Here is a 26,889-nt window from a genome sequence, read left to right as displayed (position 1 = left end):
TTATTGATTGGGCTCCCGGAGGAATTATTTATGAAATTAAAAATGCGGCTTACCATAATAATGGCGGCCATGATGATAGCGGTGGTTGCGACCATAACCTTCGTGTTTCTTACCCGGTCCCGGGAACTGGTAACCGAGGCTGCCCTGGAGAACATGGAAAACTTGACCGGCCTGAACGCCAACTACCTGGTCGCACGGTATCAAAAGTACTACGACATCGGTTTGGCGGTAACCCAGGTTTTTAACGGGTATCAGGATGTGGGCCGGACGGACCGGCGGTCCACCTATAATACTATCCTGCGGGATATTCTGGTAGCCAACCCCCGTTTTGTGGGGATTTTTTCGGTGTGGAAACCCGGGATACTGGACGGCAGTGACGCCGAATTTGCCAATACCCCCGGTACCGACGGGACGGGTAATTTTATCCCCTATTATACCCGGAGACGGGGCCCCATTGAACTTCAGGCCTACCCTAATTGGGAAGCCGAATTGGGAAGACTTTCATCGATTCCGACCATAACTAACCCGGAATACGAAAATGTCAACGGCAAAGATGTGTTAACTACTGAGCTTGTTATACCCATTATTGTGGATGCTACCAAGGAAATTGTGGGGATGGTAGGGATCAATATCAGCCTTGACGCAACCCAGGAATTTATCGAACCGATTAAACCCTATGGAACGGGGTATGCCGCCCTTTTTGCCAATAACGGCAGGATAATTGCGCATCGCACAGCGGATCGCCGGGGAGAATTTATCCAGGAAACCGGCGGCGTTGTGGTAGGCCAGGCGGGGATAACCAGTGTCATGCAGTCCCTGGCGGATGGGAAACCGAATACCGCGATATTTGACGGAATGATATTTCAAAGCTATCCCTTTTATGTTGGGGATACCCTTACTCCCTGGGCGCTGGTCGCCCTGGTGCCCCTGGAAACAGTGATGGCAAATGTTAATACGATCACCAGCTTTACCTTACTGTTAGCGGGGATCGCAATTATTATATCGTCGATTCTGGTCTATTTTATTTCCCTCTCCATTATCAAGCCCATTGTTAAGGTGTCCGATACGCTCAAGGATATTTCAGAGGGTGAGGGGGACCTGACCAAACAGATTGCAACCAAGACAAAGGACGAAATCGGCGACCTGTCCCGGTACTTCAACCTGACCCTGGAAAAGATCAGGAACCTGGTGGTTATCATAAAAAAACAGGCCGCAGCCCTTTTCGATATTGGGAACGAGCTTGCCAGTAATATGACCGAGACGGCGGCGGCTATCAATGAAATTACCGCCAATATTCAGAGCATTAAAACCAGGGTTGTTAACCAGTCCGCTTCGGTGAATGAAACTAACGCCACCATGGAACAGATTACTGTTAATATCGACAAGCTCAATGGGCACGTAGAGAATCAAACCGCCAGCGTGGCTAAGTCTTCCAGCGCTATTGAGGAGATGATTGCGAACATTAAATCTGTCACCGACACCCTGGGAAAGAACGCAGAAAATGTCCGGCTGTTAATGGAAGCCTCCGATGTGGGCCGCACGGGGCTTTCCGGGGTGTCTGCGGATATTCAGGAAATTGCCCGGGAATCCGAGGGTCTGCTGGAAATCAACGCAGTGATGGAGAACATAGCCAGCCAGACCAATCTGCTGTCCATGAATGCGGCTATCGAAGCGGCTCACGCCGGGGAAGCGGGGAAAGGCTTCGCGGTAGTGGCCGACGAGATCCGCAAGCTGGCGGAGAGTTCCGGAGAACAGTCAAAGACCATCAGTACGGTGCTGAAAAAGATAAAGGATTCCATCGATAAGATAACCAAATCTACCGACAGCGTTCTGAGTAAGTTTGGGGCCATAGACCTGGGGGTCAAGACCGTTTCTGAACAGTCAGAAAACATCAAAAACGCCATGGAAGAGCAGAGTGTTGGGAGCCAGCAGATTCTGGAAGAGATAGGTCAGCTCAATGATATTACCCAGCAGGTGAAAAACGGATCCGGAGAAATGCTTGAGGGTAGTAAAGAAATCATTACCGAAGGGAAGAACCTGGAGTTGGCAACCCAGGAGATCACTAACGGGATGAACGAAATGTCCGTAGGGGCGGATGAGATCAATGTGGCGGTAAACCGGGTGAACACCATCAGTGTGGAAAACAAGGAGAGCATTGATATTCTGGTCAGGGAAGTATCACGTTTTAAGGTTGAGTAGCGTTTCTGCATGTAAGTTTGCATAGTAAGCTTTGTGCCGGCATTTGCCTGTTCTTTTGACGGGCAAATGCCTATTTAAATTCGGCGTCTATCCGGGATTGCAGGGTAGTTTGGATGTACTTCCGTATCTTTGCACGCACCGCCGGATCGGTCCGCTGGGTAAAGACGATGACGTAGATTTTTGTGTCACCGTCAATCCGGGAACCGAATACAATCCCTTCAATTTTGAGGATCATGCTCTGGAGTTTTATCTGGACATCCTGGCAGAGGGAGTTTTTCCCCAACCCCGGGTCTCTTTCAAAAACGCAGGAAAGCCCCACGGTACTGATATCCTTGAGGGTTCCCTTAATAAAATCACCGTTTACCGGCAGGTTAATGGCGGTTACGGCATCACCCTCCAGGGCTGCCCGGATATGTTTTCTTTGCCCCCTGGCATTCGCAGCCTTAAGGGCCTCCATAAGCTGGCGGAATAATACTTTGGAATCCGATTTTACCTGAATATACCCGCACTTCAGTTTTAGGATATTGACATATTTTTGCTGGAGTTTTGCATCGCCGTTGGGGCAAAGTATGCCGATATCCACCCTGGCAGTTGCCTGATCGGCCATGATCCCTCGGATCCACCGTTCCCAATCCCCTTCGGGCATCTGTTCGCTGATATTTACCAGAATAACCGAATCAGGGTATTGAGTTACGATTTTTCGAAGTTTTTCGTGATCCTTGATGACATAGACCTCTAATTCCTCCTGTATTAACGCCTCTACAATATCGTTTTGTACAATCACTGCAGGATACAGAAAGAATATTTTTTTGCCTGTTATTTCAACGGAATTTTCTACGGCCATACTCTAATGATATTGAATAACGCGGAATTTTTCAACAGCTAATGTCTGATTCGTAGCGAGGGTACATACCCCGCCCTTTAGGGCGTAATAAAGGGTATGTACCCGAGTCTAATACCTCTAAAGAACAACCAACCCCGGCCGCTCTGCGGCCGGGGTTGGTTGATTGGCGCTCAATCGGTCCGTATCTGGCCTATGGCCTGCTCCACCGCTTTTTTCAGCTCCCCCACATCGCTGCGTTTCAGGACCACCAGGCGGAAAAGGGCGGTTTCAATGAGCCCGTAAAGCAGATCGTCCATGGTGCGGACATTGACCGGTTTAATTTCTCCGACTCGTATACCCTCTATCATCATGCTCGCCAGAATATGCCGCAGCCGTATGGTCCTGCGGCGTACCCGTTGATCCGGGTCGGAATCGCTCTTTGAGAGGTAGAGCAGGTAATTCAGGACCACAGAAAGGAGCCGGCGGTTTTCTTCCAGTCGTTCAATTATCAGGATAATAACCTTGATTATTTTTTCAGGGCTGTTAAGGTCATTGTTTTTTCTGACTCGTTGGAGATCCCGTTCCACCCCCAGAAGGAGGTGTTTGATGCTGTAATTGAAGATTTCCTTTTTATTTTTAAAGTATATATACAAGGTAGTCCTGGTGATGCCGCAGCGGTCCGCGATTTTTTGGAACGTTGCGTTTTCAAATCCTTCGTCTATAAAGACATCCAAGGCTTTTTCCAGGATTTCCAGCCGTCTTTTGTCATGTTCCACTACAATTGACATGATCCGCGCTCCCTATAAAGGTTCAGAGCCCTTCAAACTCATAAAAATACGAATCCAGGGCGCCGTTGGTCAGTTTTCGGCAGGAATCGGCCTTTTTGCCAAAATGTGATTCAAACCCCGGATGATCCGTGATTACCCCCAATTTCCAGCCCGGGAAGCTCTCCATCAGAGAGGTCATTTCCCCGTACAGCGCTTCCGCTTCAGCCGGTTCTCCCAGCCGTTTTCCGTAGGGCGGGTTGGTGATGATAAAACCCCGTTCCCCAGCGAGATCCTCCGCCGGGCGGGCTGCCTTCATAGGGATCGTGCGGAACTCCGGGAGCCAGGGAAGCCGGATTTCCCGGCGTATTCCCCCTTCGGGCTTTTTTCCCTGGGCCAGATCGTAGGCCCGCTGGACATTGGATTTGGCCATGGAAACTGCCCGGAGGTCCATATCGCTTCCATATATACGGATGGTTCGTTCAAAGTTGACTTTCCCCAGAAGTTCCTCCCGTATCGACTGCTCCACCCTGGAATCCGCTTGAACCAGGCTCGACAGGGCAAAGCGCCGCCCCAGGCCGGGGGCCATATCCCAGGCGTACATGGCCGCCTCAATGGCGATGGCCCCGGACCCGCAGAAAGGGTCGTAGAAGGGGTATTTCCGGCGCCAGTTTGCCAGGAGCACTATGGCTGCGGCGGTAGTCTCCCTGAGGGGGGCAATGCCTCCTTCGGTACGGTAGCCCCGTTTGAACAAGGGGTCCCCGGAAAGGTCCAGCAGGGCCGACACTTGATCCTTTTCCACGTATACCCGGATTTCCGCCTGGGGCCCCCCATCATTCAACCTGGTCAGCCCGTGTTTTTCACAGAGTCGGTCAGCCGCTGCCTTATGGACCATTGCCTGGATGGTGGTGATTCCCTGTAGCTTGGACCGGTTGGACCTGACCTTGGCAATCCGTAGGCCCATGCCCGGGGGTATCCAGTCTTCCCAGGAAACCGCCTTTATCCCCTCAAAGAGGCTGTCAAAATCCTCGGCAGGGAAGGAAGCGGCTTCCAAGAGTATACGATCCGCCGCCCGAAGGGCCATGAGGGCCCGGTAAATTCCCGGGATGTCCGTTTCAAAGCGGACCCTTCCGAACCCGGCCTCCAAAATTCGATATTTCCCTGTTTCGCCAGGGGAAGCTTCGTTGGAAGTACCGGGGGTCAGTTTTCGTATTTCATTTGAAATAACCCTTTCTACTCCAAGGCCGCAAAGAGCAACTATTGTTTCCATTTATACCTAACACTATAACACATTTTGTAAAAATGTCGTCTATAAATTATTACATTTTATCCAGGTTAATTCATGCTTGTTGTGGCATAAATGCAGTACCCTGCTGCCGGGTATTGCGGCAAACTGGCGGCTTACCTCAAAATAAGCGGCATCATCCTCCGGCTCGTTGCCTGAACCGGCTTTGCCCTGGCATTTTATGGTGCAGATGTAGTTTTTGCAGAGCCCCGAGGCCAGCCACTTTTCTATCCACTCGTAGAGGCGTTTGGGGTAGCAGATCACATCGCAAAACAGCCAGTCTACGGGGCCTATTTCTTCGGGGTTCAGGGTAAAGGCATCGTGGCGCATAAAGCTGACTCCGGGCATCTCCATGACGCGGTCTTCCAAGGGGGCGCGGTCTACCGCCAGGACCGTAGCTCCCAGCTTTGCCAGGGCCCAGGTCCAGCCCCCGGGGCTTGCACCGGCATCCAGGCAGCGCTCTCCCGAAGTCGGCAGATGGCCGCAGCGTACCAAGGCTTCCCAAAGCTTCAGGTAGGCCCGGCTGGGCGGCCCCAGCTTATCCTCCTCAAATTCGATAAGCCCCCCGGGGAAGGGGCTGGAACAGGTAGCGGAGCCTATCAGGGTATGGGCGTCCAGGAGGGTCCAGTTTCCCATGGGCGAGTCCGGCAGTTGCCAGGGGAAGGGTCGGTTTTTTATCGTTAGGGGGGGCAGTTTTGTTCCAATCAGGGTGCCCCGGCGGTATTGGGTGAAAAGGGAGGGCGCCCAATTACGCTGCATAGAGCGGAGCGCCGAGGCTGCCTGGGAAATAGAGTCAAATTCAAGACGAAAAGGGTTTAGCCATCTGTTTTGGAACCAGAAAACTTGTTCCGGCGGGTTTTGCACCCAGTAAAAAGGTCCCCAGGAGGCGTCCCAGGTCCCCAGTTCCTGCTCTAAATGGTCCTCAAATTCCGGAATAACCTGAAAAATACAACCAGGAAGAGGTTTTACCGCAGGAAAAACCGGCTCAGACGGAGCTTGAACGCCAGGCAAGGTAATCGACGTAGCGCTGAAAATCCCGCCCCTTGGGAGAAGCGGTTATGGCAAGCCCGATTTCGCAAGAATAGCCCCCGGTACGGATCCACCGGCTTTCTACCTGAAGGTCAAAGGGGTCAATTCCTGCGGTGGAGTCGGGAAGGATCTGGAGCTTATAGGGAGTATCGGGTTTTATATCTACGAACATGGTATATTCGATACAACACCCGGTAATACTGAGATCCTTGAGCAGCGCCTCACCGTCAGATACATTCGCAATAAGAGCTCTGGCGAGGGTTGGGTATCGAGCGCTTCTTCTTTTATCAGACATAGTTATTGTATTTTGTATGAAAACATGGTGTTACGTCAACAGTCTTTTATAAAAACATTAGTAAAACCCCCTTTCGATTGAAAGGAATCCACATTATATTTATAAAAATACTACGGACGCCAAAATTTTGCGTCCGTGCTGATGCGTCCTCCTAAGGGACGTTTTATATATAGCCTGTCCATTATGGGTAGGCAAGGCTGCCAGGCTGGCTTTTGCCGGTGGGCGGCCTTTTTAAATTTCCCAGGGAAATCCACCGCCTGCCGCTGCCCAGTCAACAAACTGTACCGCAGTCCGGGGGGAGCGGCCATTGAACCACCGTTCCCAGCGAAGGGCGTCCTCCCGAAAGCGCTGCCTGGCTTCTTCCCCGCCTGAGGGGCTCAGAATACCCCGTTGCTCTGCTATGAAACAGGCGATATTGAGGTACTCATCCTGGCTTGGGGCTGTGTAAACCACGGTAACCCCGAAACGGTCTGCTAGGGAGAACTGTTCCTGCATACTGTCAAAGGCCCGGACATCTCCGGTAGACACAGCCTCTGCGGCCATAGCGGTAGTAGGCCGGTCTGCCATGTGTTCCTTCACCAGGTGCCGCCGGTTACTGGTGGCGTAGACCACCACATTATCCGGCCGGGCTTCCACACCCCCTTCCAGAAGGGCCTTGAGGGTGGTAAAGGCATCCCCGGTGCTTTCAAAGGACAGATCATCAATAAACACAATGAAGCGCAGGAAACGGGTGGAGAGCAGGTCCAGTATAGCCGGCAGATCCGTCAGGTCCCCCTTGCGAAGTTCCAGGAGCCGCAGCCTCCGGGAGGCGTATTCGTTACAGACCGCCTTTACGGTGGCGGATTTTCCCGTTCCCCGGTCCCCATAGAGGAGCAGGTTGTTGGCGGCCTTCCCCTCCAGGAAGCGGAGGGTATTGGCAATCACGATGGAACGCTGATCTTCATAGCCGGAAAGCTGGGAAAGCCGTATAGGGTCCGGATGTGTCACCGGGCGTAACTTGCAACGAAGTTCCCCGCGCAGGCATTTTGCGCCACGGGGAGCTTCACGGGAAGTGCCGCTGCGGGTCCCGGCCCAGAAAAACGCACTGTACAGGCCAAGTTCCCCGGCGCCTTGGGCCTCCAGGTATTTTTCCAGATCCGGCAATGCCCTATCCCAAGACGTATCAACCGGAAACAGGGCGCCCTGGGTTTTGTCCCCCTGGGCGCCGATAATCCGGGCCTCTTCCTCCAGGGCGGTGGCGCTGTCATCCAGCCCCGCTTTCCTGAGTATGGCGCCTATGTAGGCGCCCAAGCTGGGTATGTCAAAGGCCGCGAGCCGCCCCAGCCGCGCCAGGTCGTTCTTCGCCAGGGACCGCAGGGCCGCCGGTATAGGTGCCGACTTCGGTGAAGCTTCAGCTTGTGAATCCGGTCGCTGCCCTTCAGACCCGGCGCCATGTTCAGCCAAGCGTGTAAAGGGATTATCATCCGTAAGGGCCAGGAATGCTATCTGGGAATAAAATGAGGGGGCGCCGCTCTGCGCGGGAAACTTCGTTGCAAGTAGCGCGGGGGACTTCGTTACAGGTAGTTGAATCAGGGCTTCAGTAAAGGCGGTCCAGCTTCGGATAAGCCGGATAGGGGCCTTGTTCCTGGGCTGCCTCTCTCTGGTAAGGCCGGGGCCTTCATCGAGTTGCCCCAAGCTCTGTCGGCTTACTTCTTCCAGCAGCCGTTCAAAAGCCCGGACAAGGGGAGTTTTCTTAATAGCAGAAAAAACCGAAAGCCCAGCAATATCCGCCCGGGCTTTCAAAACATCATCGGCAATGCTCATAAAAATTTCACCACCTGGTTTACAGGACTGATGTTCCAGGCAGAAAAGAATATGCCCCAATAATGTTATAAGGGGTGGCGGTGGAAATAAATATGGGGGGACCCCCAGGGGGGCCCCATATTTATTTCCACCGCCAGGACCCCAAATAAAGCTTCCCGGGCATATTCTTTTCTGTTAGCGCATACCGCCCCGATAATAGACCCGGACCTGCTTGTAAAGCCCTTCGCCTTCGCTTTTGGTTTCCACATCCGCGATGTCGTTCAGGGTAGTGTGGATCAGCCGGCGGTCAAAGGGGTTCATGGGTTCCAGCAGAATAGAGCCCCGGTTTTCCCGGACCCGGTCGGCCACCGTATAGGCCAGGCGAACTAGTGACTCTTCCCGGCGGATCCGGTAGTTTTCGCTGTCCAGGATGACCCGCATATCCTCCCGGCCCTGCCTTCCGGCGTAGATATTGGCCAGTAACTGAAGGGCGTCCAGGTTTTTACCTTTTTTCCCAATCAGGATAGAAGAATATTCGGAATCGATCTTAAGACCTATCTTCCGTTCTTCCCGGAACAGCACCGATACTTTCCCGTCATAGCCCATCCGTTCAATAAGGCCCACGACAAAATCGATCAGTTTCTGTTCAAATTCATTCTGTGATTCCGGATCCCCGAATACCGCTGCCGGGCTGAATTGGCTGCTCTCCGGTTTTGTCCTGGGACTCTGCTCATCATCTTCATTATCATGAACTTTGTGAGTCAGAGATACCGGTTTGTCCGTATGGACCTGGATTTTTACATACCCTTTCTTAAACAGTCCTGAACGCTGAGTTTCAAGGATTTCGACATCAAAGCCGTCCTTTTCAAGTCCCAGTTCTTCCGCCGCCCGGTCAATAGCTTCTTTTTCGGTACGGCCTTCAAATTCATATACCATAACGCGCTCCTCGCGATTGAAATTGCACAATAATGCGACTCCCATGGCCGCCCCGGCTGATTAGCCTCTCTTCTTTTTTTTCTTAGGATGGGGGGCAATAATCGGTGTTGGGTTTGCCGCCGCCGCTTCGCTTTTCTTTTTTGCCAGATATTTGTTGATCGTCAACTGCTGAACCATGGTCAGCACATTGGACATGATCCAGTACAGCAATAGTCCCGAAGGCACATCGTAGAGGATGAAGAAGAACATGATGGGCATAACATAGAGCATCATCTTCATCTGGGCATTACCCTGCTGATCCGGGGTCTGGGTCACCTTCCCGTAGAGCAGCTGGGACCCGACATAGAGGAAAGGCAAAACCCGGAGATTGCTCCAGCCCAGTAGGGGTACTTTGAAGGGCATAGTCCAGATCGATTCGGGCAAGGAAAGATCCGGTATCCACCCGGGAATGAACATGGCACCCCGGAGATCAAAATGGGTATTAAAGAGATTGTACATGGCAAAGAAAATCGGAAGCTGGATAATCATGGGCAGGCATCCCGACAGGGGGTTGTAACCTTCTTTTTTGTAGAGCTCCCCCATCTCAGCATTCATCTTCTGGGGATTATCCTTGTATTTGTCCTGGATTTCCTTGATCTTCGGGGAAAGGGACTGCATCCGCAGGGTCGATTCAGAGCCTTTTTTGGTCAGGGGGAACATGATCGCCTTAACCAGGATAGTGAGGAGGATAATCGCCGCCCCATAATTTGGGATAATCCGGTAGAAAAGCATGAGCAGCCATTTGAGTAATGATTCCAGGGGTCCCAGGAAACCGCTGGTATTGGCGACTTTGATAAGCTGGGTATCCCGCAGCTTAAAGCTGTTGGCCGCTGTATCATAGACCCCCAGGGCGTTCTGGCTTTTAGGCCCCAGGTAGAACCGGTACACATCCGAAACACGAGAACCGTTCTGAACCGCAGGCCGGATCAGGTACAGCCGGGAACTGTCGGGGATACCCGGTTCGGAACGGGTGGAAAAGGCCATCTCAACCTGATTTGTCAGGGGCATGGCAATGAGGGCAAAGTACTTTCCCGCCACGGCGCCCCAGGCAAATCCGGGATTAATAAGCGAGGGGTTATTGTTATTTACCTTTATGGTTTTGAATTTGCCATCCGTAAAGGTATAGTAGCGCCGGTATTCATAGCGCTGATCCAGTTTTTCAAACCGGGGCCCGAATTGGGGCGCCGACCCCAGGGTATAGGCGGCAGATCCGTTTCCTGCGGAAAAATTTAAGGAAGACAGGGTTCTGCCGCCATCCAGGGTGACCGTCAGTTCAAACATATATTCATCGGGCCTGAAGTCAAAGCGCTTTGTCAGCCGGACCTGTCCGCCATCGCTCACCGCAAAGTCACGGTAGAATTCGACTATATAATTAGAAACCCGGGTAACATTGAAAAAGGAGCTTAAGGGCTGGGCGTTAATCCCCCCCAAGGCCACCGTAAAGGCATGGGATTCCTTTGTTCCGGGGAGGACCATTTCCACGAAATCCTCCCGGTCATTGTGTTCATTGAGCTTATAGGAAACCACATCCCCACCGGCATTGCTGAGCACCACTGTAGCAAGCCCGGTATTGATAGTTATCCGTTGTTCCGAAGCAGGGCCGGCTTCAATGCCGGTTTCTTGAAAATCCGGGGCAGCTTGCTGGATCAGTACGGGATCCGCCTGTATCGGGCTTTCGCTTATAACTTGCTGCCCGCCGGGCTGTTCTGCCACCGTTTCAGTGGCAGTCTTTGGCTTGGGCGGAAAAAATGTGCCCTGGATAAGATAAAACGCCGAAATCACCACGATTGAAAGCGCTACCGCTAATAAGGTTCTTTTGTCCATGTAAACTCCAAGAGGAAAGTCTATCTGCTTTCCCCATCGCTAAGGTACCGGATCGTAACCCCCGGGATGAAAAGGATGGCAGCGCAGGATCCGCCTAATTCCCAGGGCAACTCCCCGGATGGCGCCGTATTTCCGCACCGCGTCATAGGTATAGGCGGAACAGGTCGGCACATACCGGCAACTGGAAGGGAAATGGGGGGTTATAGCCTGCTGATAGAACCGGATAAAAAGCAGTACCGCTTTTTGTAATACCGTCATTATTCAGTTTCCGTCAGTAAACCGGCCCTGGAAAACAGGGCCTCCATCTGCCGGGACCGGTCCTTCAGGAAATCTTTACCAGGGTAAACCAGTAAGACCAAATCGAAACCGCCTATCAGACGGTTTCGTATGTACCGGTACGCTTCCCGGCTAACCCGTCGGGACCGGTTTCTTTCCACCGCATTTCCGTATTTCCGCGCAAAGGTAAAGGCGATCCGGTTATAGGGCAGTCCATTTTCCAACCGGAACAACTTCGCACCCTGGCAGCTAACCCCCTTCCGGTGATTAAAAACCGCCCCTATCTCTTCCCTTCTCTTTAGTCGCTCAATCCGTCGAAACCGGAACTTTCCCCGAAACTCCTCTTGGAAGTTCCCCGAATCCCCTTCAGGACCCGCCTTTTTCATAGGGAAAGACCCTTCCACAAACCCTAATAGGGTTTCTTTTCGTCGGAAATAGACAGTTTCGTCCGGCCTTTTGCCCGCCGGCGTTTCAGCACAAGCCTTCCACCCCGGGTTTTCATCCGGGCCCGGAACCCGAATTTACGGTTCCGCTTTACTTTACTGGGTTGATAAGTCCGTTTCATGGGAATTTCTCCTATCTATATTAAGGTCATGAAAGCAAATTAATAGTGGTTCAGTATAGGGGAAAAGAGGGAAAATGATCAATAGGGTTTGTTTAAAAGGCATGACTTGTCTTTTTTGGGGCTAATTTGTTATAATACCCAGGATTGTGGTTTACAGTCATGCCAAGATGGCTCAGTCGGTAGAGCGACACACTCGTAATGTGTAGGTCCCGGGTTCGATTCCCGGTCTTGGCTCAAGATGTTTACGACCAAACTAAGGCCGGGAATCGAAGGGTTCAGCCCGCTGACCAACGGGAAGAAAAGAGGCCATGGAGGGCCCCGTCAGGGCTGAACCCCGGCCTGGAGGCCCGAAGCAGGACGCTGCGGTCTTGGCTTATCCTTCTTCCTTCTGTTTGAGGGACTGTTTAAATATAGCCTCAGTGTCAACCTTTTCATCTATACCGAAGACCGGGGTAACCCCGGCGTTATTTACGCTGCGGAAGAAGCTGGCGGTCCAATCGACGTTGTAAGCCCAACTGCGTTCATCGTTTACCAGGTTGTCCAGTACCACCGTCACCGCCAGGGTGTAGAAAATCAGGGAGGCGTTGGTCTGCTTTTTACCCAGTAGGGAGTCCAGGCGTTTGGAAACCGGGTTGGGAACTTGGAATATATAGGGCTCCCAGGGGTTGCCGATGCCATCGCAGCGGGTGTTTTCTTTTGGGCTCCCTACCTTGATGCCCTGTTCTATCCCTGCGGCTACGGCGGTCAGGTATTTTCGCAAATGACGTATCTCCGGGTAGAGGGCGGTGACTTCCTTTTTCTGGAAGGGCGGGGGGGAGCTTGCTTCAAAACGATAATAAGGAAGGAAATACAAGCGCTTGATCCAGTGAATTTCATTGAGCAGCCGCTTCGCATAGGGGGAACTCCGGGATTCGGCGGGGTTATCCAGGATGTGGCAGTATTCATCAAGCCGGGGGAGGTATTCCTTGCCAAAGGCATCGTCAATGTAAAAGTGCCAGTTAGTCATAATGCTGGTCATGGCTTCGGAAATATCTTCGGGGTTACCGTCCTGATCCACGGTGGTGAAGTTTACATACCTGAGGCCGAAGAGGAGTTCCTCCAGTATACGGGTGAGTACCGCTACCTGCTGGAGGGGATCTGTGGCCGGAATGAGGATATAGCCCTTTTTCAAATCCAATAACTCGGAAAAGTAGGGGAACAGGTCGGGGAATTCGGAGATCTGGTCCCAGCCTGCCTTGGGAAACAGGGTTTCCAGGGTATCTAGCCCCCGGTCCAGGGCCTTCCGTTCCGCCTCCAGGACCACCCGTTTTTTCTTTTCCGCATCGTTCAGGTCGCTTTCGTCTATGCTTTCGTCTGCGGCATTCTCCTCCTCTTCACCCTCCTTTTTCCCGATGACCATCTCTTCGGTAACCTCGGAATCCTTCAGAAGGCTTTGGGGAGAAAGGCGATCGGCTTCGGTGGCTTCGATAAAGGTTATGAACCGGTTTCGCCGCTCGGTAAAGAAGGCATTGTAGGTAAGGAATTTATCCGACAGCAGTTTAAGGAGCAAAGGATACAAAAGGAACCGTATGTCCCGGCGTATCACTCCGAAGGCGGCCACCGCGTTGCGGAGCAGTTCCTGCTGTTTGTTTTGGGCTTCCGTGGGGTTTTCTATAAAGAGAATCTTGTAGACCAACCGGTAGGCTTCTTTGATATGGTTTTCCAGATCCAGTTGTTCCATAAGAAACATGGGCCTATATATAATTTTGAGAATTTCCTGGAAATCTTCAACCCTGGCGCTCCGGGGGTTGGCCTGAATCCTCGACAGATCACTGGCTATTTTTTCAATATTCCATTGGCGGATAAGATCAAGGATCAGATAGGCCGGGTAGGAAATACGCTTCATCCGCTCGTTCCGCAGCACATTATTCCGGGGCAGGAGGCTCCGGGTGGCGGTGACCAGGGTTTCAATATGTTTGTAATATTCGTTCATCCGGCCTTTCACAAAGGAGGAACTGACCAGATCCGCAGGGCGGCTGAAAAAGGACAGTATCGACTGGAGCACCTGGATAGGGTTCTTAATATCGAATTCCGCGGAGCCTGCCATGCGGTCCATTTTTGTCCGTTCCCAGTAGGACAGCCGGTAGGGTTTAGTGGGATCATCCGCCGGGTTCGGCTTTTTAGGAACCGTCCTGAGCAGGGACTCCTCGTCTTCTGAATCCACCGGAAGGGGACTCTCGGGCCGGCGTCTGGGCTGGCTGCGGTTTCCGCCGCCGCTGCCGGATTTGCCCTTTACATGGACATCCACGGTCTCAGTCCGGGTTCTAGGCCTGGGTGGCGGCGGAGTCTCCGACTTTTCAACCCCAACCTTTCCCCCCAGGACCTGGGCCATACGTTTGGCCTCATTGGGATCAAGGGAGCCTAATTTTCCTCGTACCCGGTCCAGTTCGCCTGGTTCGTATACTGCATTTTGTTTTGCCATAATAATTTATACCCGTAGATAGAGTTTTTCCCCCAGCCCCCAAAGGTTGTGGACTGGAATTTGTTCGCCCTCAGCATTTACCAGCATACCATTATAATATCCCAGGGGAGTGTTATATTCCCACTTTGTAAGCAATAAATTAAAGGAACTGCGGATCTTTTTTTGGGGGGTGAAGGTGAGGTCCACCATTCCCTCCACATCCTGGATCACCCAGTCCGATTCAACCCCGTTAGGCATAGTTATCCGTACCGGGGGTAAGGGGGTTAGCCGGCCTTCCTGCCAGAGGGCATTCTCATTGTTCTTAAAGGTCTCCTTAGCTTGATTTTCGGCAATACTGAAGCCAAACCATGAATTTTTTTCCCCCGCCGCTGCAGCGGTACACCAGGTGGAACGCATACGGTAGGGGAAAAATCCCTTATAGTCCCGAAAGATCCCGGTGGTTTTTGCCGGGTCCAGTGAAATATGCCTACCCCCAAAGACCATATCCCCCCGGACGGCGGAAAACGCTTTAAACGCGTACATACAGCGTCGCTCAGAAAAGGGCAGGTTCACCGCCATGGGGGGAGTTTTGAGATGATTCAGGGCAAATTCCAGATGGGCTGTAAAGGAGGGCCGCCTGTGGGTTGCCTCTATATCCAGATCTACTTTGATGGTTTGGGCGTCCAGCCAGTTGTGGATACGGAAAAAGAACCCGTAAGAACGGCTGACTACCGAAGAATTCCAGAGATTCCGGGGCAAATGCCGTCCACCAAAGGGGATAATCTTGTTAAAACAGAGCTGCTCCTGGGTTTCCTTATCGTAAAGGCTCACCTGGGCAATATGGTAGTATTTGACATTCGCCCAAAAGGCGTCTAAATAGAAATGATCATCCTGAATGGTAAAGGCTTCCCATTCTTTTACTCGCAAAGTCCGCAAGCCCCGGGGCAGGGGATAGGGAAAGGGGCGCTGGATATCCAAAAGATCCACAGATTCAAAGGCCTGGGCCCAGGTTCCATAAATGGGAATGCCATTTTCAATAGGAGTTCCCCGGGAGGCCATAATTTCCCTTGTATACATTATTTTTTAGTATACATTATTTTTTAATAAAATTAAACAGACATGTATGTCCATCCGTTGACACGCTATAGATAGAGTAATATTATGCCTATTAACGCTATATACTGTGTCGTATGTAACCGAAACATAAATAATGATCACAAAGTAAAAATTTGGGAAAAATGGGGGGGGGTATGCCTACGAGGATTTTGAAACGGGACGGCCGGGAGGCGCCGTTTAATATTGAAAAGATAACCAATGCCATCTACAAGGCGGGGATGGCCGCCGGGACCATGGACTGGGAAATGGCCATGGGGATCTCGGAAAAGGCCGTGGGCCGGCTGGAGGACTCCTACAAAGGCCGGGTTCCGGCGGTGGAAGAGATCCAGGACACGGTTGAACAGGTGATGATCGAAAGCGGCCTGGGGCCGGTGGCGAAGAAATTCATCCTGTACCGGGCTGAACGGACCCGGATCCGGGAAATGAACACCCGGCTCATGCGGACCTACGAGGAATTGACCGATAAGGATGCCAAGGATACGGACTTAAAGCGGGAAAACGCGAATATTGACGGCAATACCGCCATGGGGCACATGCTCCGCTACGGTTCCGAGGGGGCAAAGCAGTTCAATGAGCTCTTTATCCTCAACCCGGTCCATGCCAAGGCCCACCACGAGGGGGATATCCACATCCACGACCTGGATTTCCTCACCCTGACCACCACCTGCTGCCAGATCGACATCGACAAGCTCTTCACCGGCGGCTTTGGCACCGGTCACGGGGCTATCCGGGAGCCCAACGATATTCGCAGCTATTCAGCCCTGGCCTGCATCGCCATCCAGTCCAACCAGAACGACCAGCACGGGGGGCAGAGCATCCCCAACTTTGACCGGGGGCTTGCCCCGGGGGTGGCCAAGACCTACGTCAAAATGTACCGGCAGAACCTGCTGAAGGCCCTGGAACTCCTGGCCTTTGCCCAGGCGGAGGAGCTGGAAAAGGCCCTCAAGGAGGAGATTTTCTCCAAGCCCCTGCGGCCCAAGCTTGCGGGATCCGAAGAGTACTGCCGGGCCGAGGCTGCGGTCCTGGCCCGGTACCTGGACGCCGACACCGTGAAGCGGGCCCAGGATTTTGCCCTGTCATCGGCCCTGAAAGAGACTGAGCGCAACACCTACCAGGCCATGGAAGCCCTGATCCACAACCTCAACACCATGCACAGCCGGGCCGGCGCCCAGATCCCCTTTTCTTCTATAAATTACGGCACCGACACCTCCCCGGAAGGCCGGATGATAATCCGGAACATACTCCTGTCCACCGAGGCAGGGCTGGGTGACGGGGAGACCCCAATCTTCCCGATCCAGATTTTCCGGGTCAAAGAGGGGATCAACTACAATAAGGACGATCCCAACTACGACCTTTTTAAGCTTGCCTGCCGGGTCAGTTCCAAGCGGCTGTTCCCCAACTTCTCTTTCCAGGATGCCCCCTACAACCTCCAGTACTACCACCCGGACCGGCCGGAAACCGAAATAGCCTACATGGGCTGCCGCACCCGGGTGATGGGGAACATCCACGACCCTGACCGGGAGCTCACCTACGGCCGGGGGAACCTCAGCTTTACCTCGATAAATCTGCCCCGGCTTGCCCTGCGGGCCAATGGCAACCTGGACCTGTTCTTTGACGAGCTGGACAAAAAAACCGACCTGGTGATAGCCCAGCTTCTGGAGCGCTTCGAGATCCAGGCCCGGAAAAAGGTGAAAAATTTCCCCTTCCTCATGGGCCAGGGGATTTGGATCGATTCTGACAAACTGGAATGGGAGGACGAAATCCGGGAGGTCCTCAAGCACGGGACTCTGACCCTGGGCTTCATCGGCCTGGCGGAATGCCTCAAGGCCCTGACCGGGCAGCACCACGGGGAATCCACGGAAGCCCAGGCTCTGGGCTTACAGATTATTGGCAAACTCCGCAGCCGCATGGATCAGGCCTCCCTGGAAAAGAAGCTCAATTTCTCCCTCATCGCCACCCCGGCGGAGGGGCTTTCCGGCCGCTTTGTCAAACTGGACCGGCAGATCTTCGGCTCCATTCCGGGAGTCACCGACCGGGACTACTACACCAACAGTTTTCATGTGCCGGTCTACTACCCCACAGGTGCTCTGAAGAAGATAGAGGTTGAGGCTCCCTACCATGCCCTGACCAACGCCGGGCATATCAGCTACATAGAGCTGGACGGGGACGCCTCCAAGAACCCTGAGGCTTTTGAGAGGATAGTCCGGGCCATGAAGGATGCGGGTATAGGCTACGGCAGCCTGAACCACCCACTAGACCGGGACCCGGTCTGCGGTTTTCGGGGCATCATCGGCGAGACATGCCCCAAGTGCGGCCGCCCTGAGGGAAATGCCCCCTTTGAGCGGATCCGGCGTATCACCGGCTATCTGGTGGGCACCCTGGACCGTTTTAACAACGCCAAGCGGGCAGAAGAACGGGACCGGGTAAAGCATTTCCATGTTGACCATAGCACAGCCTCGTAATGAGGGCTTAACCATAGACGGTACAACTTGCAACGGAGTTCCCCGCGCTACTTGCAACGGAGTTCCCCGCGCTACTTGCAACGCAGTTCCCCGCGCAGCGGGGGAGATACTCTCCATCGGCGGCATAGAGCCAGAATCTATCGTTGATGGTCCGGGCTTCCGCTACACCGTGTTTGTCCAGGGTTGCAATTTCCGCTGCCCCGGCTGCCACAACGCTCAATTGCAGCCCTTTACCGGGGGCCGCAGTGTTACTGTGGGGGAACTACTGGACGCCATCCGGTGCAACCCCCTCTTGGACGGCCTGACCCTTTCCGGGGGCGATCCCTTCACCCAGGCAGCCTCCTGTGCCGCTCTTGCGGAAGAAGTCCGCGCTCTGGGTCTTTCAGTGATGACCTACACGGGCTACACCTGGGAGGCGCTTCTGGCGGCGGATAATCCGGACTGGTGGCGGCTCATCATGGCCACGGACGTACTGGTGGACGGCCCCTTTATCCGGGAACTGCGGAACATCGACCTGTTTTTCCGGGGCTCCTCTAACCAGCGGCTCATTGACGTGGGCCGGAGCTTGGGGGCCGGGATGGTTGTGGTGATGCCGGGGGAGTGAGCAATCTGCGGTAGTTGCCGAGGAATTCTCGGTAATTGAAACTTCGTTCAATTCGTACTCTGCCTTTTTCCCGGTTTTAGGTGTATAATTCCCCTATGAAGCTCCTCCTCCACACCTGCTGCGCCCCCTGTTCCGTTCAGTGCCTGGAAACCCTGCGGGCTGAGGATATACGCCCGGACCTCTTCTGGTATAACCCCAACATCCACCCCTATACAGAGTACAAAGCCCGGCGTGACACCCTGGCCCAGTTTGTCGCTGACATTGGGCTGAACCTTCTCATGGAAGACGAATACGGCCTCCGCTCCTTTCTGGCAGGGCTTGGGCAGGACTACACTAATCGCTGTACTTTCTGCTATCGCCTCCGGCTTGAAAAAACCGCATCTTTTGCGGCGGCCCGTGGGTATGATTGCTTTTCTACCACCCTGCTGATAAGCCCCTATCAAAAACACGATCTCATCCGGGAAGCTGCTGAAGGGATGGCGGAGAAGTACGGCATACCCTTCTTCTACCGGGATTTCCGTCCGGGTTTCAGGGAAGGTCAGAAACAAGCCAGGGAACGGGGGTTCTATATACAAAAATACTGCGGGTGCATTTTTAGTGAGGAAGAACGTTACTTGGGAAACAGGAATAATGAAGGATGAGATAGTAAAACTGTTTGCCCTGATTACCGGTGCCCGTCATTGCGTGGCCCTAACTGGCGCGGGGGTGAGTACCCTTTCAGGCATACCGGACTTCCGGGGCAAGAACGGCCTGTATACCGCCGGTCTGCCCCAGGAATTTATGGACAAATATCCACCGGAAGTTCTCGCCCTGTACCTGTCGGGGCTGCCTGAGGCATTGCAGTCTCAGCACCCTGAGGAATCTGCACCGTCCCCTGGGGAACAGTCAACACCGTTTCTATCGGAAAAGGCCTTTGATATTGACGAATTTGAGAAGGACCCCTCATATTTTTATACTAACGCCGGCCCCCTGGTATATACGGTTGACGAAAAGGAGCCCTCAATAGTGCATACCTGCCTGGCTGAACTGGAACAGAGAGGTTTCATTAAGGCGGTCATTACCCAGAACATCGACTTTCTCCACCAGAAGGCGGGGAGCAGTCGGGTAATAGAAGTGCACGGTTCTCCCCGTATGCATTACTGTCTCCACTGCGCCGGTATCCGGGTGGGTTACGCCGAGGTTGCAGGGTTGGTAAAAGCCGGAACTATGCCCCGGTGTCCCCAATGCGGCAGAGTTTTGAAACCGGCCATCACCTTTTACGGCGAAAGTCTCCCCATGGATAGCCGCCGGGCAGCAGAAACGGAAGCCCAGGATGCGGACCTGATGCTCATCCTGGGGTCCAGCCTTACGGTGCAGCCTGCCGCCGCTATTCCCCGCACAACATTGCAGCGCGGCGGCAAGCTGGCGATCGTCAATGATATGGGGACTCCCCTGGACGAAGACGCCAGCCTCCGCCTCTGGGATCTGGAGGAGACTTTTGAGGGCATTCGGGAGCTGCTGCTGAGCCGGGACTAAAAGGGGTACAAAAATAAATTAAAATAGATCATAAAAGGCAAAACCTCCTGTGATCTATTTGTAATTTACAAGATACCTATTTCTTGCCGTAGGTTCTGACGGTTTCAAACAGCGCCTCTACATTTTCCGTTTTAACCGCATCGTAACCAGAACTGGTTTCAAAGATGAATCCGCCGCCAGGAGCACAAATATCGATCAGCCGTTTTGCCTCATCAATTACCTGCTGCTTTGTGCCGAATTCAAGCAAATATATCGGAAAGGCACCGGCTATGCATGCTGTATTGCCGAGCGTTTTTTTTGCCTGGGCCATATCACATTGTTCAAAATGATAAACTACTTTGCCCTTGGTTACCTCCTTAAGGCAATCAAGCCGGCTCGTATAGGAGCCTTCGGTGTAGATATACGGCGTCATTCCATTGGCAATGATATGTTCGATAATGGTCTGCAAGTCCTTCCAGTAGAACCTGCGATACTGCGCGTCTGACATAAACCCGTCTATTCCTTTGTGCAGCGCCATGAACACCCACTTGCCTGGCATGATTTTCCCCTGCATTTCGATTGACCGGAGGGTATTCTTTAACGCATTTGCGCTAAAACGGGCGATAACATCATCCCGTTCAAGCATGTCTGCCATGGCATCCAGGGTTCCCCGGTAAAAATCGCTGTATGCGTCAAAGGGTACTGCGGCGAATCCCTTGGGAAGCGCCGGTATTCCCAATTCTTTTTCAATTTTTTCGTCCAGCTCCGCAGATTGACGCCTTACTTTGTTGTTGATGGTTGTTATCTTATCGAATGCTTCGAATAATTTTTTTGTTTCCGGGGAGCTGAAAATCGCCGCCAGTTGTGTAGTGGCGGCGTACATCGGGCCTAGGGTAGAAAGGTTCCATTTGGCTACCGGCTCAAGTAGTTTGGCTATCATGGGAAGCCCCTTGCTAAAGAGCCAGCCGGTCCGGTCATTATCGAAGAGATCAAAATCCTCTTCTTTGATCAGGGGGAACTCAATAAATTGATGAATGGAATTCTTGTCTATGATGTTGCCAGGCATTCCGGCCCAGCGCACCGTGTTTGGTTGTAGAATTTCGAATATCGGGCCCATGCCGCCATGGAGGTAGGCATGGCCGAATAAGCCATCAGGTTGGTACTTCTTACCAAATTTGAGATAGCCATCGGTTATCACCGAAAAGTCATAAAGCGCTTCCGCCATTGTGTGGCCCGCCTCCAAGATCGGGTAACATTGGCAGATGGCATTAAAAGGCACCTGGTCGGGTTCTTTTAATGCTACAGCGTCATTCAAACGTTTTAATCTTTTTTCATACGTGGACATTGGCTTTGCCTCCTGATTTCGGAAAGATTGACATATTATTATAAGTCTCATTGGCGATAAGTCAAGAAATATTTTTGCTGGCTGGCGATTAATTTTATATCTTCCCCGGGAATTTACGGGCAAATGCCCCCCGGTACTTCCAACGCAGTTCTCTTCGGAGGCTCTGCCCTGTGTTTGTCGGGGATGCCTGAGGAACCGCCAAGGCCGTTTATTCGCAAGCGGGATTAATACCCAAAGCCCGCTTCTGCGGGGGGAGAGAAATGATTATGAATACCGAATTGATATACTGGTTGAGCAGGTAGTTCTATGATCTTTTCCTATTTATCTTTGTGTTCCTTTGTTTCCCTCGTGGTGAAATTCTTCTTATTGCTCGTTGTGGGTCAGGTTTAGTGCTCTGCAGCGGGGTATGTTGATTTTGGAAAAGGTTATGGGACCTGGAGAAGGCTTTTGAGGGCATTCGGGAACTGCTATTCGTATTGAGGAGGTCTAATACTCCGCCCTAAATGGCGAGGTTGTTGATTGAGCCGGGACTAAAAAGGGAATTTTTCCCCGGGGTACAAAAACTGCGCCAGTTCCTGCACCCCCGTAAGATAGCGGAAGGTGGGGGAGGATATCAGTTTTTCGTCGATATAGAACACCCGGTTGTTCTGTATCGCCTTTATGGTGTGGTAGCCGGGGCGGGCAGAAAGGGCAACACCGTTTCCGGTATTCATGGAACCCTGCTGGATGATGTAGGCATCTATTTTATCAGCGTACTGGAGCAGTTTTTCTGCACCGAATGGGGCGATGGAGCTTCCCGGCGTTCCCGATTTGGCGCCACCGGCTATATTTAGACCTCCGGCGATTTCTATGGCCAGGGCCGGCAGAGAACCGGCGGCGGCGGTGCGTATCTCCGCTTCGGTGGATTCAAAGAACAGGGTTTGTTTTTCTGCGATTATTCCGGTGATGACGCTTGTCTGATCCAGGTTCTGATGAAAAAGGATGAGCTGTTGTTCCGCTTCCTCCTCTGTACCGGTAAGCAGGGCCAGTTTTTTTATATATCCGTCAAAATCTTCAAAATTTTCCGGGTACAGGGATACCACAAGTATCCCTGCCTTTTCAATTTCCGCGATGTAGCCGGGACTGCGCCTGCGGATAAAGGGGCGGATCAGCACCAGATCCGGTTCCGCAGCGATGATATACTCTGGGTCGCCGTTGTAATCGTAAACCGCAAAGGAAGCCGCTTCGGGCGGCCAGGTACAGGTAGTATGGCCGCCGATAAGGCTATTTCCCGCCCCTATGGCGAAAAGGTTCTCCGTGTGGGCGGAATACAGGGAAATGATCCGCCGCCGCTTTTCATCCAGACTGACCGCTTTTCCATCGTCATCAATAAAACTAATGGCGTTTTCCTGAGATGGGGAGAGAGCAGTATCCCTCCCCTTGTTACAGGAATTTAACAGAAAAAAGAGGCAGCCAATCCACAGTAACAGTAAGGGCTGTTGAATTCTCACGAATTACCTATGGCATCTCCGGCGTGGCGTACAAACATGGCTTGGATCCCCGGATATTCACCGAGACCCCGCAATACCGCCCGTACCGTATAGCCCTTGGATTCAAGGATCGTTTTCCAGGAATCTTCCTCATCTCCGGCCATATCATTATTGGCATGGTCCCCGGCGACGATCATAAAGGGGAATAATACTACTTTTTTAACATTCAATGCGTCTACCTGGGCAATGACGTCGTCCAGGGAAGGTGTGGCTTCCACGGTACCGATGATATATCGGCTGAAGCCCTTGGCTTTTAACAGGGTATCTAGTTTTGAATAGGTAGCATTTGCTTCATGCTCTGTACCGTGGCCCATGAAAACAACGGCGGTATCGTCTGCAGCGTACTGTTTTGTATCGTTCGTTATAATATTGACCACTTCGGTATAATCCGAGTCGGAGATGAGCAGGGGCAGACCGTAGCTGAGTTTAGTAAAATCTTTACTAAAAGGCTTGATGGCCTCCTGCATCTCGTCATATTCAAGGCCGTTCATGACGTGGGTAGGCTGGACCACCAGTTCCTTTACCCCGTCAGCCTTAAGTCGGTTCATGGCCTCAGTGATATTGTCAATCTGAAGTCCATCCCGCTTGCGCAGCTTATCTATGATGATCTGGCTGGTAAAGGCTTGGCGCTGCTCATAGTTCGGGTACGCGGCGGCAATAGCTTTTTCAATGGCCCCAATAGTGTTTGCCCTGGTATCATTGTAACTAGTGCCGAAACTGACCACCAGGACAACCGGTTTTTTCTCCCCCACCGCAGCTTTTGAACTGCCACTACGTGCAACGAAGTTCCCCGCGCAAGCCGGAAGGAGAAGGGTGATTAACAGGGGTAGTGCGAAAACTACTCCTGTTCTCGTGAAACTTTTCATACTATTCGCTCCTTGCAAGAATCTCAGGGAAACAATTTCCCGAATTTCCATTGGTGTATATTGGGGCAAATAGCACCGTAAGTCATGTGGGCTGCCATAAAAAAGCCATGGCGCACCGCACCATGGCTTATGAAATACATTTCATATTCCTTGGTTTGCGCAAAGAAATACAACCTTGGTACCCCGGCTATAACGGTAACGCACTTGCGTGGGACTTTCACCCAACTTCCCCAATATCTTTTATATTATTGTATGATGCGGAATGGTTTGTCAATAGAAATTTTCAACTTTTTTATAATTTTTCAATTTTGAAATATTCGGACTTGACGGCACAGAATATCCGGAGTATGGTAATTCCCGCACAGGGATATCGGAATACGGTGAGAATCCGTAGCGGTCCCGCCATCGTAACCGGACTAACGAGCCGGAAGCCGGGAGACGGTCCTTGTGCTTATTACCTGAACCCTCGAAGGAAGGACGTTAGGGTAAAAGCCGTTTTCCGGTTCTTGCACCTTTTTCCTTATCCTCCTTGGGTCAGATAAATTCCCGAGGAGGAAAGATGCGTTTTTCTTTTCAAATAGCAGCAGTTCTGTGCATTGGTTTTGGGGCTTCTTTGGCCGCTGAAGAAAACATCCAGCCAATTCATCAGCTTGAGGATATCACCGTCACAGGAACGGGTGCCGAAAAGCGTCTGAAAGATTCACCGGTGGCGACCGAGGTCATCACCGCAGAGGAAATCGGAAATTCCGGCGCCGCTACTGTAGGGGATGTGCTTGACGACTATGGGCTTATGTATTGGAGCGGCGCCATGGGCGACTATGTCATGCTCCAGGGCATGGACCAGGGCCGAATACTCTATCTGGTAAACGGCAGGCGGATTGCCGGGAGGACAAGCCAGCGGCTCAGGGGTGCAACCATACCCGCAGGGGATGTGGAACGCATTGAGATAGTCCGGGGTCCCCAGTCCGCCCTCTATGGCTCTGAAAGCATAGGGGGGGTAATAAATATTATTACTAAAAAGCCTCAAGAGACTTTTTCTCTCTCAACATCCCTGCAAAATCGCTTTCTTTTTGCCTATGACGACCCAAAAACTTCCGCCAAACCGGACCCCTTTGATGATTTTGATCCCCTTCGGGAACAGGATGCCACGGTTACTACGGGATTTTCCATCGGTCCCCTGCGAAACTTGCTGACCCTGGAAGGCAGCCGGAGAGCATTTTACTATGGGGAAGATGAGGATGTCTCGATCCTGCCCGAGTATTATCAGGGCGGCGGCAGTCTTGATACGGCTATTCCCCTGGGAGATACCTCCGAACTGCGCTTTGGCGCTTCCTTTATGCAGATGCAGACCGGTGATTGGAGTAGAAACAGCCGGACTAAAAACCTTTCTCTGGCACAGAACGAGTATTTGCGGACCGGCGGATACGTTGAAATGGATTTTATGCCCCTTGAAAACACAAACCTTACGGTAAAGCTTTACGATACTTTCTACCAACGAGATAATGATGCCTATGAAAAACGTACCGATACCTGGACTACCGGAAAGAAACACGAGAATGAAAACCTCGCTGTCCTGGATGCACAGGCTGTGTATGAAGGGCTCCCAAATTTCCTTTTTACCGGAGGCCTTGAGGTAGCCTATAATACTATGGAACATTTCGAATTTACTGATACTGCGGCTATAGACAAGGAAGCAATTTTCTTTCAGGCCGAATGGTTCAGGGAAGACAAATATTCCCTGCTTGGGGGCGTCAGGGTAGAACGGAATTCCCAATTCGGTTTTATGGCAGCACCAAAACTGTCGGGGATGTACTATTTTTTTGATGGCTTCCGTGTGCTCGGCGGTGCAGGTATGGGTTATCGGGCTCCTGCCTTTAACGAACTCTATCGGGACTATACCAATACCGGCTCAGACCCGTATCATATTATTCCCACTCTGGATCTGGACCCTGAATATTCGGCCAGTTTTAATATAGGCGCAGAATATTCAAACCAGTGGGGCTTCCTTCAACTAAACGGCTATTACACTGAACTTTTTAATGAGATCGATACCAATAATAATACCGGATTAGTTGATCCGGATGGTGTCCGGATAGATAAACGTGAAAACATTGCCCGATCCCTGCGGACTGGAGTGGACACCGAAGGGCGGCTGAATTTTTTGCAGTATTTCTTTGTATCCGCAGGTTACAGTTGGATATACGCCTATGACCGGACCCGGGATACGGAAAAGCATGATCAACCCGCCCATACGATCAAGGCTAAGGCTGGATTCAATTATAAAAGCCGCGAACGAAAAATGACCATGCTTAATACCTACTTTCAAGGGCGATTTTTCTCTCTCCGAGGTGATGGGAGGTATGATGCCGATGAGGATCCTCGGTTCATTCTGGATTTTTATTTCAATATCGGATTGGGCAAGCACTTCATCGTTCATACTTCTGTGGATAATCTGTTGGGGGATATCTACTACTATGGACCTAAAATCGGTCAAACGGTTACCATGGGGCTCACCTACACCCTATGATGAAGAAAAGGAGCCCTGCCCGGCTGATAATCATGATTAGCGTCTCCGTATTGCTCCACGCCGGGTTTATTGCATCAGTATCAGGGGTTTTGCAATCCCCCCCGCTGATGGCGCTGCCTAGGGATCAAAAAACACTTTCACTGGTGAACCTTTCCCTAATCCCCGGGGATGCTCCGGCAATTCAACCACCCAGGCCCCCCTTGAGCAGCCCCGCAGTAAAGCTGCCTGAGCTTCCCCCTGAGCAGGATACAGCGGGTATCCCCGTGGAAAGCCCGGAACCTGAGCTGCCTTCCGGGCCAGCCGTGGTTGAAGGGTACAGTATTGTTGAAGCTCCTGAAGTGATCTCCGGAACCCCTGTGGTTCACGATCCATCCCGTCGGCAGGAAGCGATTTCCCTGTATTTTGGAAACCTGCGATCTCGTATTGACGGTCACAAGCACTATCCATATCAGGCACGGCAGCGCAATCAGGAAGGAACGGTGCAGGTCAGCTTTGTGGTGTCACGCCCCGGCCGACTGGTGGGGGAGCCGGCGCTGGAAAAAAAATGCCGGTACGCCAGCCTCAATACAGCGGCTTTGGAGGCGGTCAGGGACGCCGCCCCCTATCCGCCCTTTCCACCAGATATTCTGGAGCCGGAATTAAATTTTTCGGTTGCTATAACCTTTTCTCTGTTTTCAGGAGGCTGAGCA

23 protein-coding genes, 1 tRNA gene and 2 riboswitches are annotated in these 26,889 nt (G+C 52.2%); of the genes, 8 read left to right on the top strand and 16 right to left on the bottom strand.

From position 1 onward, the window contains the following. The first annotated feature begins 30 nt into the window (after positions 1-30). On the top strand, positions 31-2,199 hold the full coding sequence (locus tag TREPR_RS16685) for a methyl-accepting chemotaxis protein (RefSeq protein WP_015709521.1): 2,169 nt from the start codon (positions 31-33) through the stop codon (positions 2,197-2,199). Positions 2,200-2,269: 70 nt separating this feature from the next. Here the strand turns inward: TREPR_RS16685 and TREPR_RS16680 are convergent, their stop codons facing one another. The 11 genes from TREPR_RS16680 to rpmH all read right to left on the bottom strand — a co-directional run bounded on the left by TREPR_RS16680 (position 2,270) and on the right by rpmH (position 11,817). Further along, a complete protein-coding gene (locus TREPR_RS16680; RefSeq protein WP_245534755.1) occupies positions 2,270-2,983 on the bottom strand; it encodes a pilus assembly protein PilZ in 714 nt (237 codons plus the stop codon). A 230-nt stretch (positions 2,984-3,213) separates the two neighbouring features. Beyond that, complete coding sequence (locus tag TREPR_RS16675; protein WP_015709519.1) at positions 3,214-3,810, bottom strand: TetR/AcrR family transcriptional regulator; 597 nt, start codon at positions 3,808-3,810, stop codon at positions 3,214-3,216. 22 nt (positions 3,811-3,832) lie between these two features. Beyond that, positions 3,833-5,056, bottom strand: a complete 1,224-nt coding sequence (locus tag TREPR_RS16670) for a THUMP domain-containing class I SAM-dependent RNA methyltransferase (protein WP_015709518.1) — start codon at positions 5,054-5,056, stop codon at positions 3,833-3,835. A gap of 39 nt (positions 5,057-5,095) precedes the next feature. Then, positions 5,096-6,082: an SAM-dependent methyltransferase gene (locus TREPR_RS16665; RefSeq protein ID WP_015709517.1), complete on the bottom strand. Its 987-nt coding sequence runs from the start codon at positions 6,080-6,082 to the stop codon at positions 5,096-5,098. Then, entirely contained in the window at positions 6,057-6,395 is a 339-nt protein-coding gene (locus tag TREPR_RS16660; protein ID WP_052299744.1) for a PilZ domain-containing protein, read from the bottom strand. Before TREPR_RS16660 ends, TREPR_RS16665 begins: the two co-directional genes overlap by 26 nt. Before the next feature lie 231 nt (positions 6,396-6,626). Then, on the bottom strand, positions 6,627-8,198 hold the full coding sequence (locus TREPR_RS16655; protein WP_015709516.1) for an ATP-binding protein: 1,572 nt from the start codon (positions 8,196-8,198) through the stop codon (positions 6,627-6,629). A gap of 174 nt (positions 8,199-8,372) precedes the next feature. Next, the gene (gene jag / locus TREPR_RS16650) at positions 8,373-9,113 is read right to left on the bottom strand and encodes an RNA-binding cell elongation regulator Jag/EloR (protein ID WP_015709515.1); all 741 of its coding nucleotides are present in this window, start codon (positions 9,111-9,113) and stop codon (positions 8,373-8,375) included. 60 nt (positions 9,114-9,173) lie between these two features. Beyond that, positions 9,174-10,976, bottom strand: coding sequence for a membrane protein insertase YidC (yidC, locus tag TREPR_RS16645; protein WP_015709514.1), 1,803 nt, complete (start codon positions 10,974-10,976; stop codon positions 9,174-9,176). Positions 10,977-11,015: 39 nt separating this feature from the next. Further along, positions 11,016-11,234, bottom strand: coding sequence for a membrane protein insertion efficiency factor YidD (gene yidD / locus TREPR_RS16640; RefSeq protein ID WP_015709513.1), 219 nt, complete (start codon positions 11,232-11,234; stop codon positions 11,016-11,018). Continuing rightward, positions 11,234-11,638 carry a ribonuclease P protein component gene (rnpA, locus tag TREPR_RS16635; protein ID WP_015709512.1) on the bottom strand — a complete coding sequence of 135 codons (405 nt, stop codon included), beginning with the start codon at positions 11,636-11,638 and terminating at the stop codon, positions 11,234-11,236. The genes yidD and rnpA overlap by 1 nt, the downstream gene beginning before the upstream one ends. 23 nt (positions 11,639-11,661) lie before the next feature. After that, a complete protein-coding gene (gene rpmH / locus TREPR_RS16630) occupies positions 11,662-11,817 on the bottom strand; it encodes a 50S ribosomal protein L34 (RefSeq protein ID WP_015709511.1) in 156 nt (51 codons plus the stop codon). Between the two features lie 161 nt (positions 11,818-11,978). On the opposite strand from rpmH, the gene TREPR_RS16625 reads away from it, so the two are divergent. Continuing rightward, positions 11,979-12,051 (top strand) — tRNA-Thr (locus tag TREPR_RS16625). A 139-nt stretch (positions 12,052-12,190) separates the two neighbouring features. Here TREPR_RS16625 and TREPR_RS16620 read toward each other — a convergent pair. Both TREPR_RS16620 and TREPR_RS16615 read right to left on the bottom strand, forming a co-directional pair. Further along, the gene (locus TREPR_RS16620; RefSeq protein ID WP_015709510.1) at positions 12,191-14,278 is read right to left on the bottom strand and encodes a hypothetical protein; all 2,088 of its coding nucleotides are present in this window, start codon (positions 14,276-14,278) and stop codon (positions 12,191-12,193) included. 6 nt (positions 14,279-14,284) lie between these two features. After that, positions 14,285-15,316 carry a DUF2804 domain-containing protein gene (locus TREPR_RS16615; RefSeq protein WP_015709509.1) on the bottom strand — a complete coding sequence of 344 codons (1,032 nt, stop codon included), beginning with the start codon at positions 15,314-15,316 and terminating at the stop codon, positions 14,285-14,287. A gap of 191 nt (positions 15,317-15,507) precedes the next feature. Between TREPR_RS16615 and TREPR_RS16610 the strand changes: the two genes are divergently transcribed. The 4 genes from TREPR_RS16610 (at position 15,508) to TREPR_RS16595 (ending at position 19,954) form a co-directional block, all read left to right on the top strand. After that, positions 15,508-17,835 (top strand): anaerobic ribonucleoside triphosphate reductase, encoded by a 2,328-nt coding sequence (locus TREPR_RS16610; RefSeq protein ID WP_015709508.1) that lies wholly within the window; start codon positions 15,508-15,510, stop codon positions 17,833-17,835. Then, entirely contained in the window at positions 17,810-18,439 is a 630-nt protein-coding gene (locus tag TREPR_RS16605) for a 4Fe-4S single cluster domain-containing protein (RefSeq protein ID WP_015709507.1), read from the top strand. The genes TREPR_RS16610 and TREPR_RS16605 overlap by 26 nt, the downstream gene beginning before the upstream one ends. Positions 18,440-18,534: 95 nt before the next feature. After that, positions 18,535-19,080, top strand: coding sequence for an epoxyqueuosine reductase QueH (locus tag TREPR_RS16600; RefSeq protein WP_015709506.1), 546 nt, complete (start codon positions 18,535-18,537; stop codon positions 19,078-19,080). Beyond that, positions 19,070-19,954 (top strand): Sir2 family NAD-dependent protein deacetylase, encoded by an 885-nt coding sequence (locus tag TREPR_RS16595; RefSeq protein WP_015709505.1) that lies wholly within the window; start codon positions 19,070-19,072, stop codon positions 19,952-19,954. The genes TREPR_RS16600 and TREPR_RS16595 overlap by 11 nt, the downstream gene beginning before the upstream one ends. A 76-nt stretch (positions 19,955-20,030) precedes the next feature. On the opposite strand, the gene TREPR_RS16590 is transcribed toward TREPR_RS16595, so the two are convergent. From TREPR_RS16590 to TREPR_RS16580, 3 genes are all read right to left on the bottom strand, one after another. Continuing rightward, positions 20,031-21,158, bottom strand: a complete 1,128-nt coding sequence (locus TREPR_RS16590; RefSeq protein ID WP_015709504.1) for a uroporphyrinogen decarboxylase family protein — start codon at positions 21,156-21,158, stop codon at positions 20,031-20,033. A 650-nt stretch (positions 21,159-21,808) separates the two neighbouring features. Continuing rightward, a complete protein-coding gene (locus tag TREPR_RS16585) occupies positions 21,809-22,768 on the bottom strand; it encodes an ABC transporter substrate-binding protein (protein WP_015709503.1) in 960 nt (319 codons plus the stop codon). Then, positions 22,765-23,673 carry a sirohydrochlorin cobaltochelatase gene (locus tag TREPR_RS16580; protein ID WP_015709502.1) on the bottom strand — a complete coding sequence of 303 codons (909 nt, stop codon included), beginning with the start codon at positions 23,671-23,673 and terminating at the stop codon, positions 22,765-22,767. Before TREPR_RS16580 ends, TREPR_RS16585 begins: the two co-directional genes overlap by 4 nt. Before the next feature lie 168 nt (positions 23,674-23,841). Next, positions 23,842-23,921, bottom strand: a riboswitch (adenosylcobalamin-variant (AdoCbl-variant) riboswitch). Positions 23,922-24,004: 83 nt separating this feature from the next. Then, positions 24,005-24,134: riboswitch (cobalamin riboswitch) on the top strand. 98 nt (positions 24,135-24,232) lie between these two features. Here TREPR_RS16580 and TREPR_RS16570 point away from each other — a divergent pair. Then, complete coding sequence (locus TREPR_RS16570; protein ID WP_015709501.1) at positions 24,233-26,200, top strand: TonB-dependent receptor plug domain-containing protein; 1,968 nt, start codon at positions 24,233-24,235, stop codon at positions 26,198-26,200. Then, complete coding sequence (locus TREPR_RS16565; protein WP_015709500.1) at positions 26,197-26,886, top strand: energy transducer TonB; 690 nt, start codon at positions 26,197-26,199, stop codon at positions 26,884-26,886. Before TREPR_RS16570 ends, TREPR_RS16565 begins: the two co-directional genes overlap by 4 nt. Positions 26,887-26,889: the final 3 nt, after the last annotated feature.

This window comes from Treponema primitia ZAS-2, assembly GCF_000214375.1.
GTDB classification, from domain to species: domain Bacteria; phylum Spirochaetota; class Spirochaetia; order Treponematales; family Breznakiellaceae; genus Termitinema; species Termitinema primitia.
Note: the sequence above shows the minus strand (reverse complement) of the source record. Positions and strands in the feature narration are given on the sequence as shown.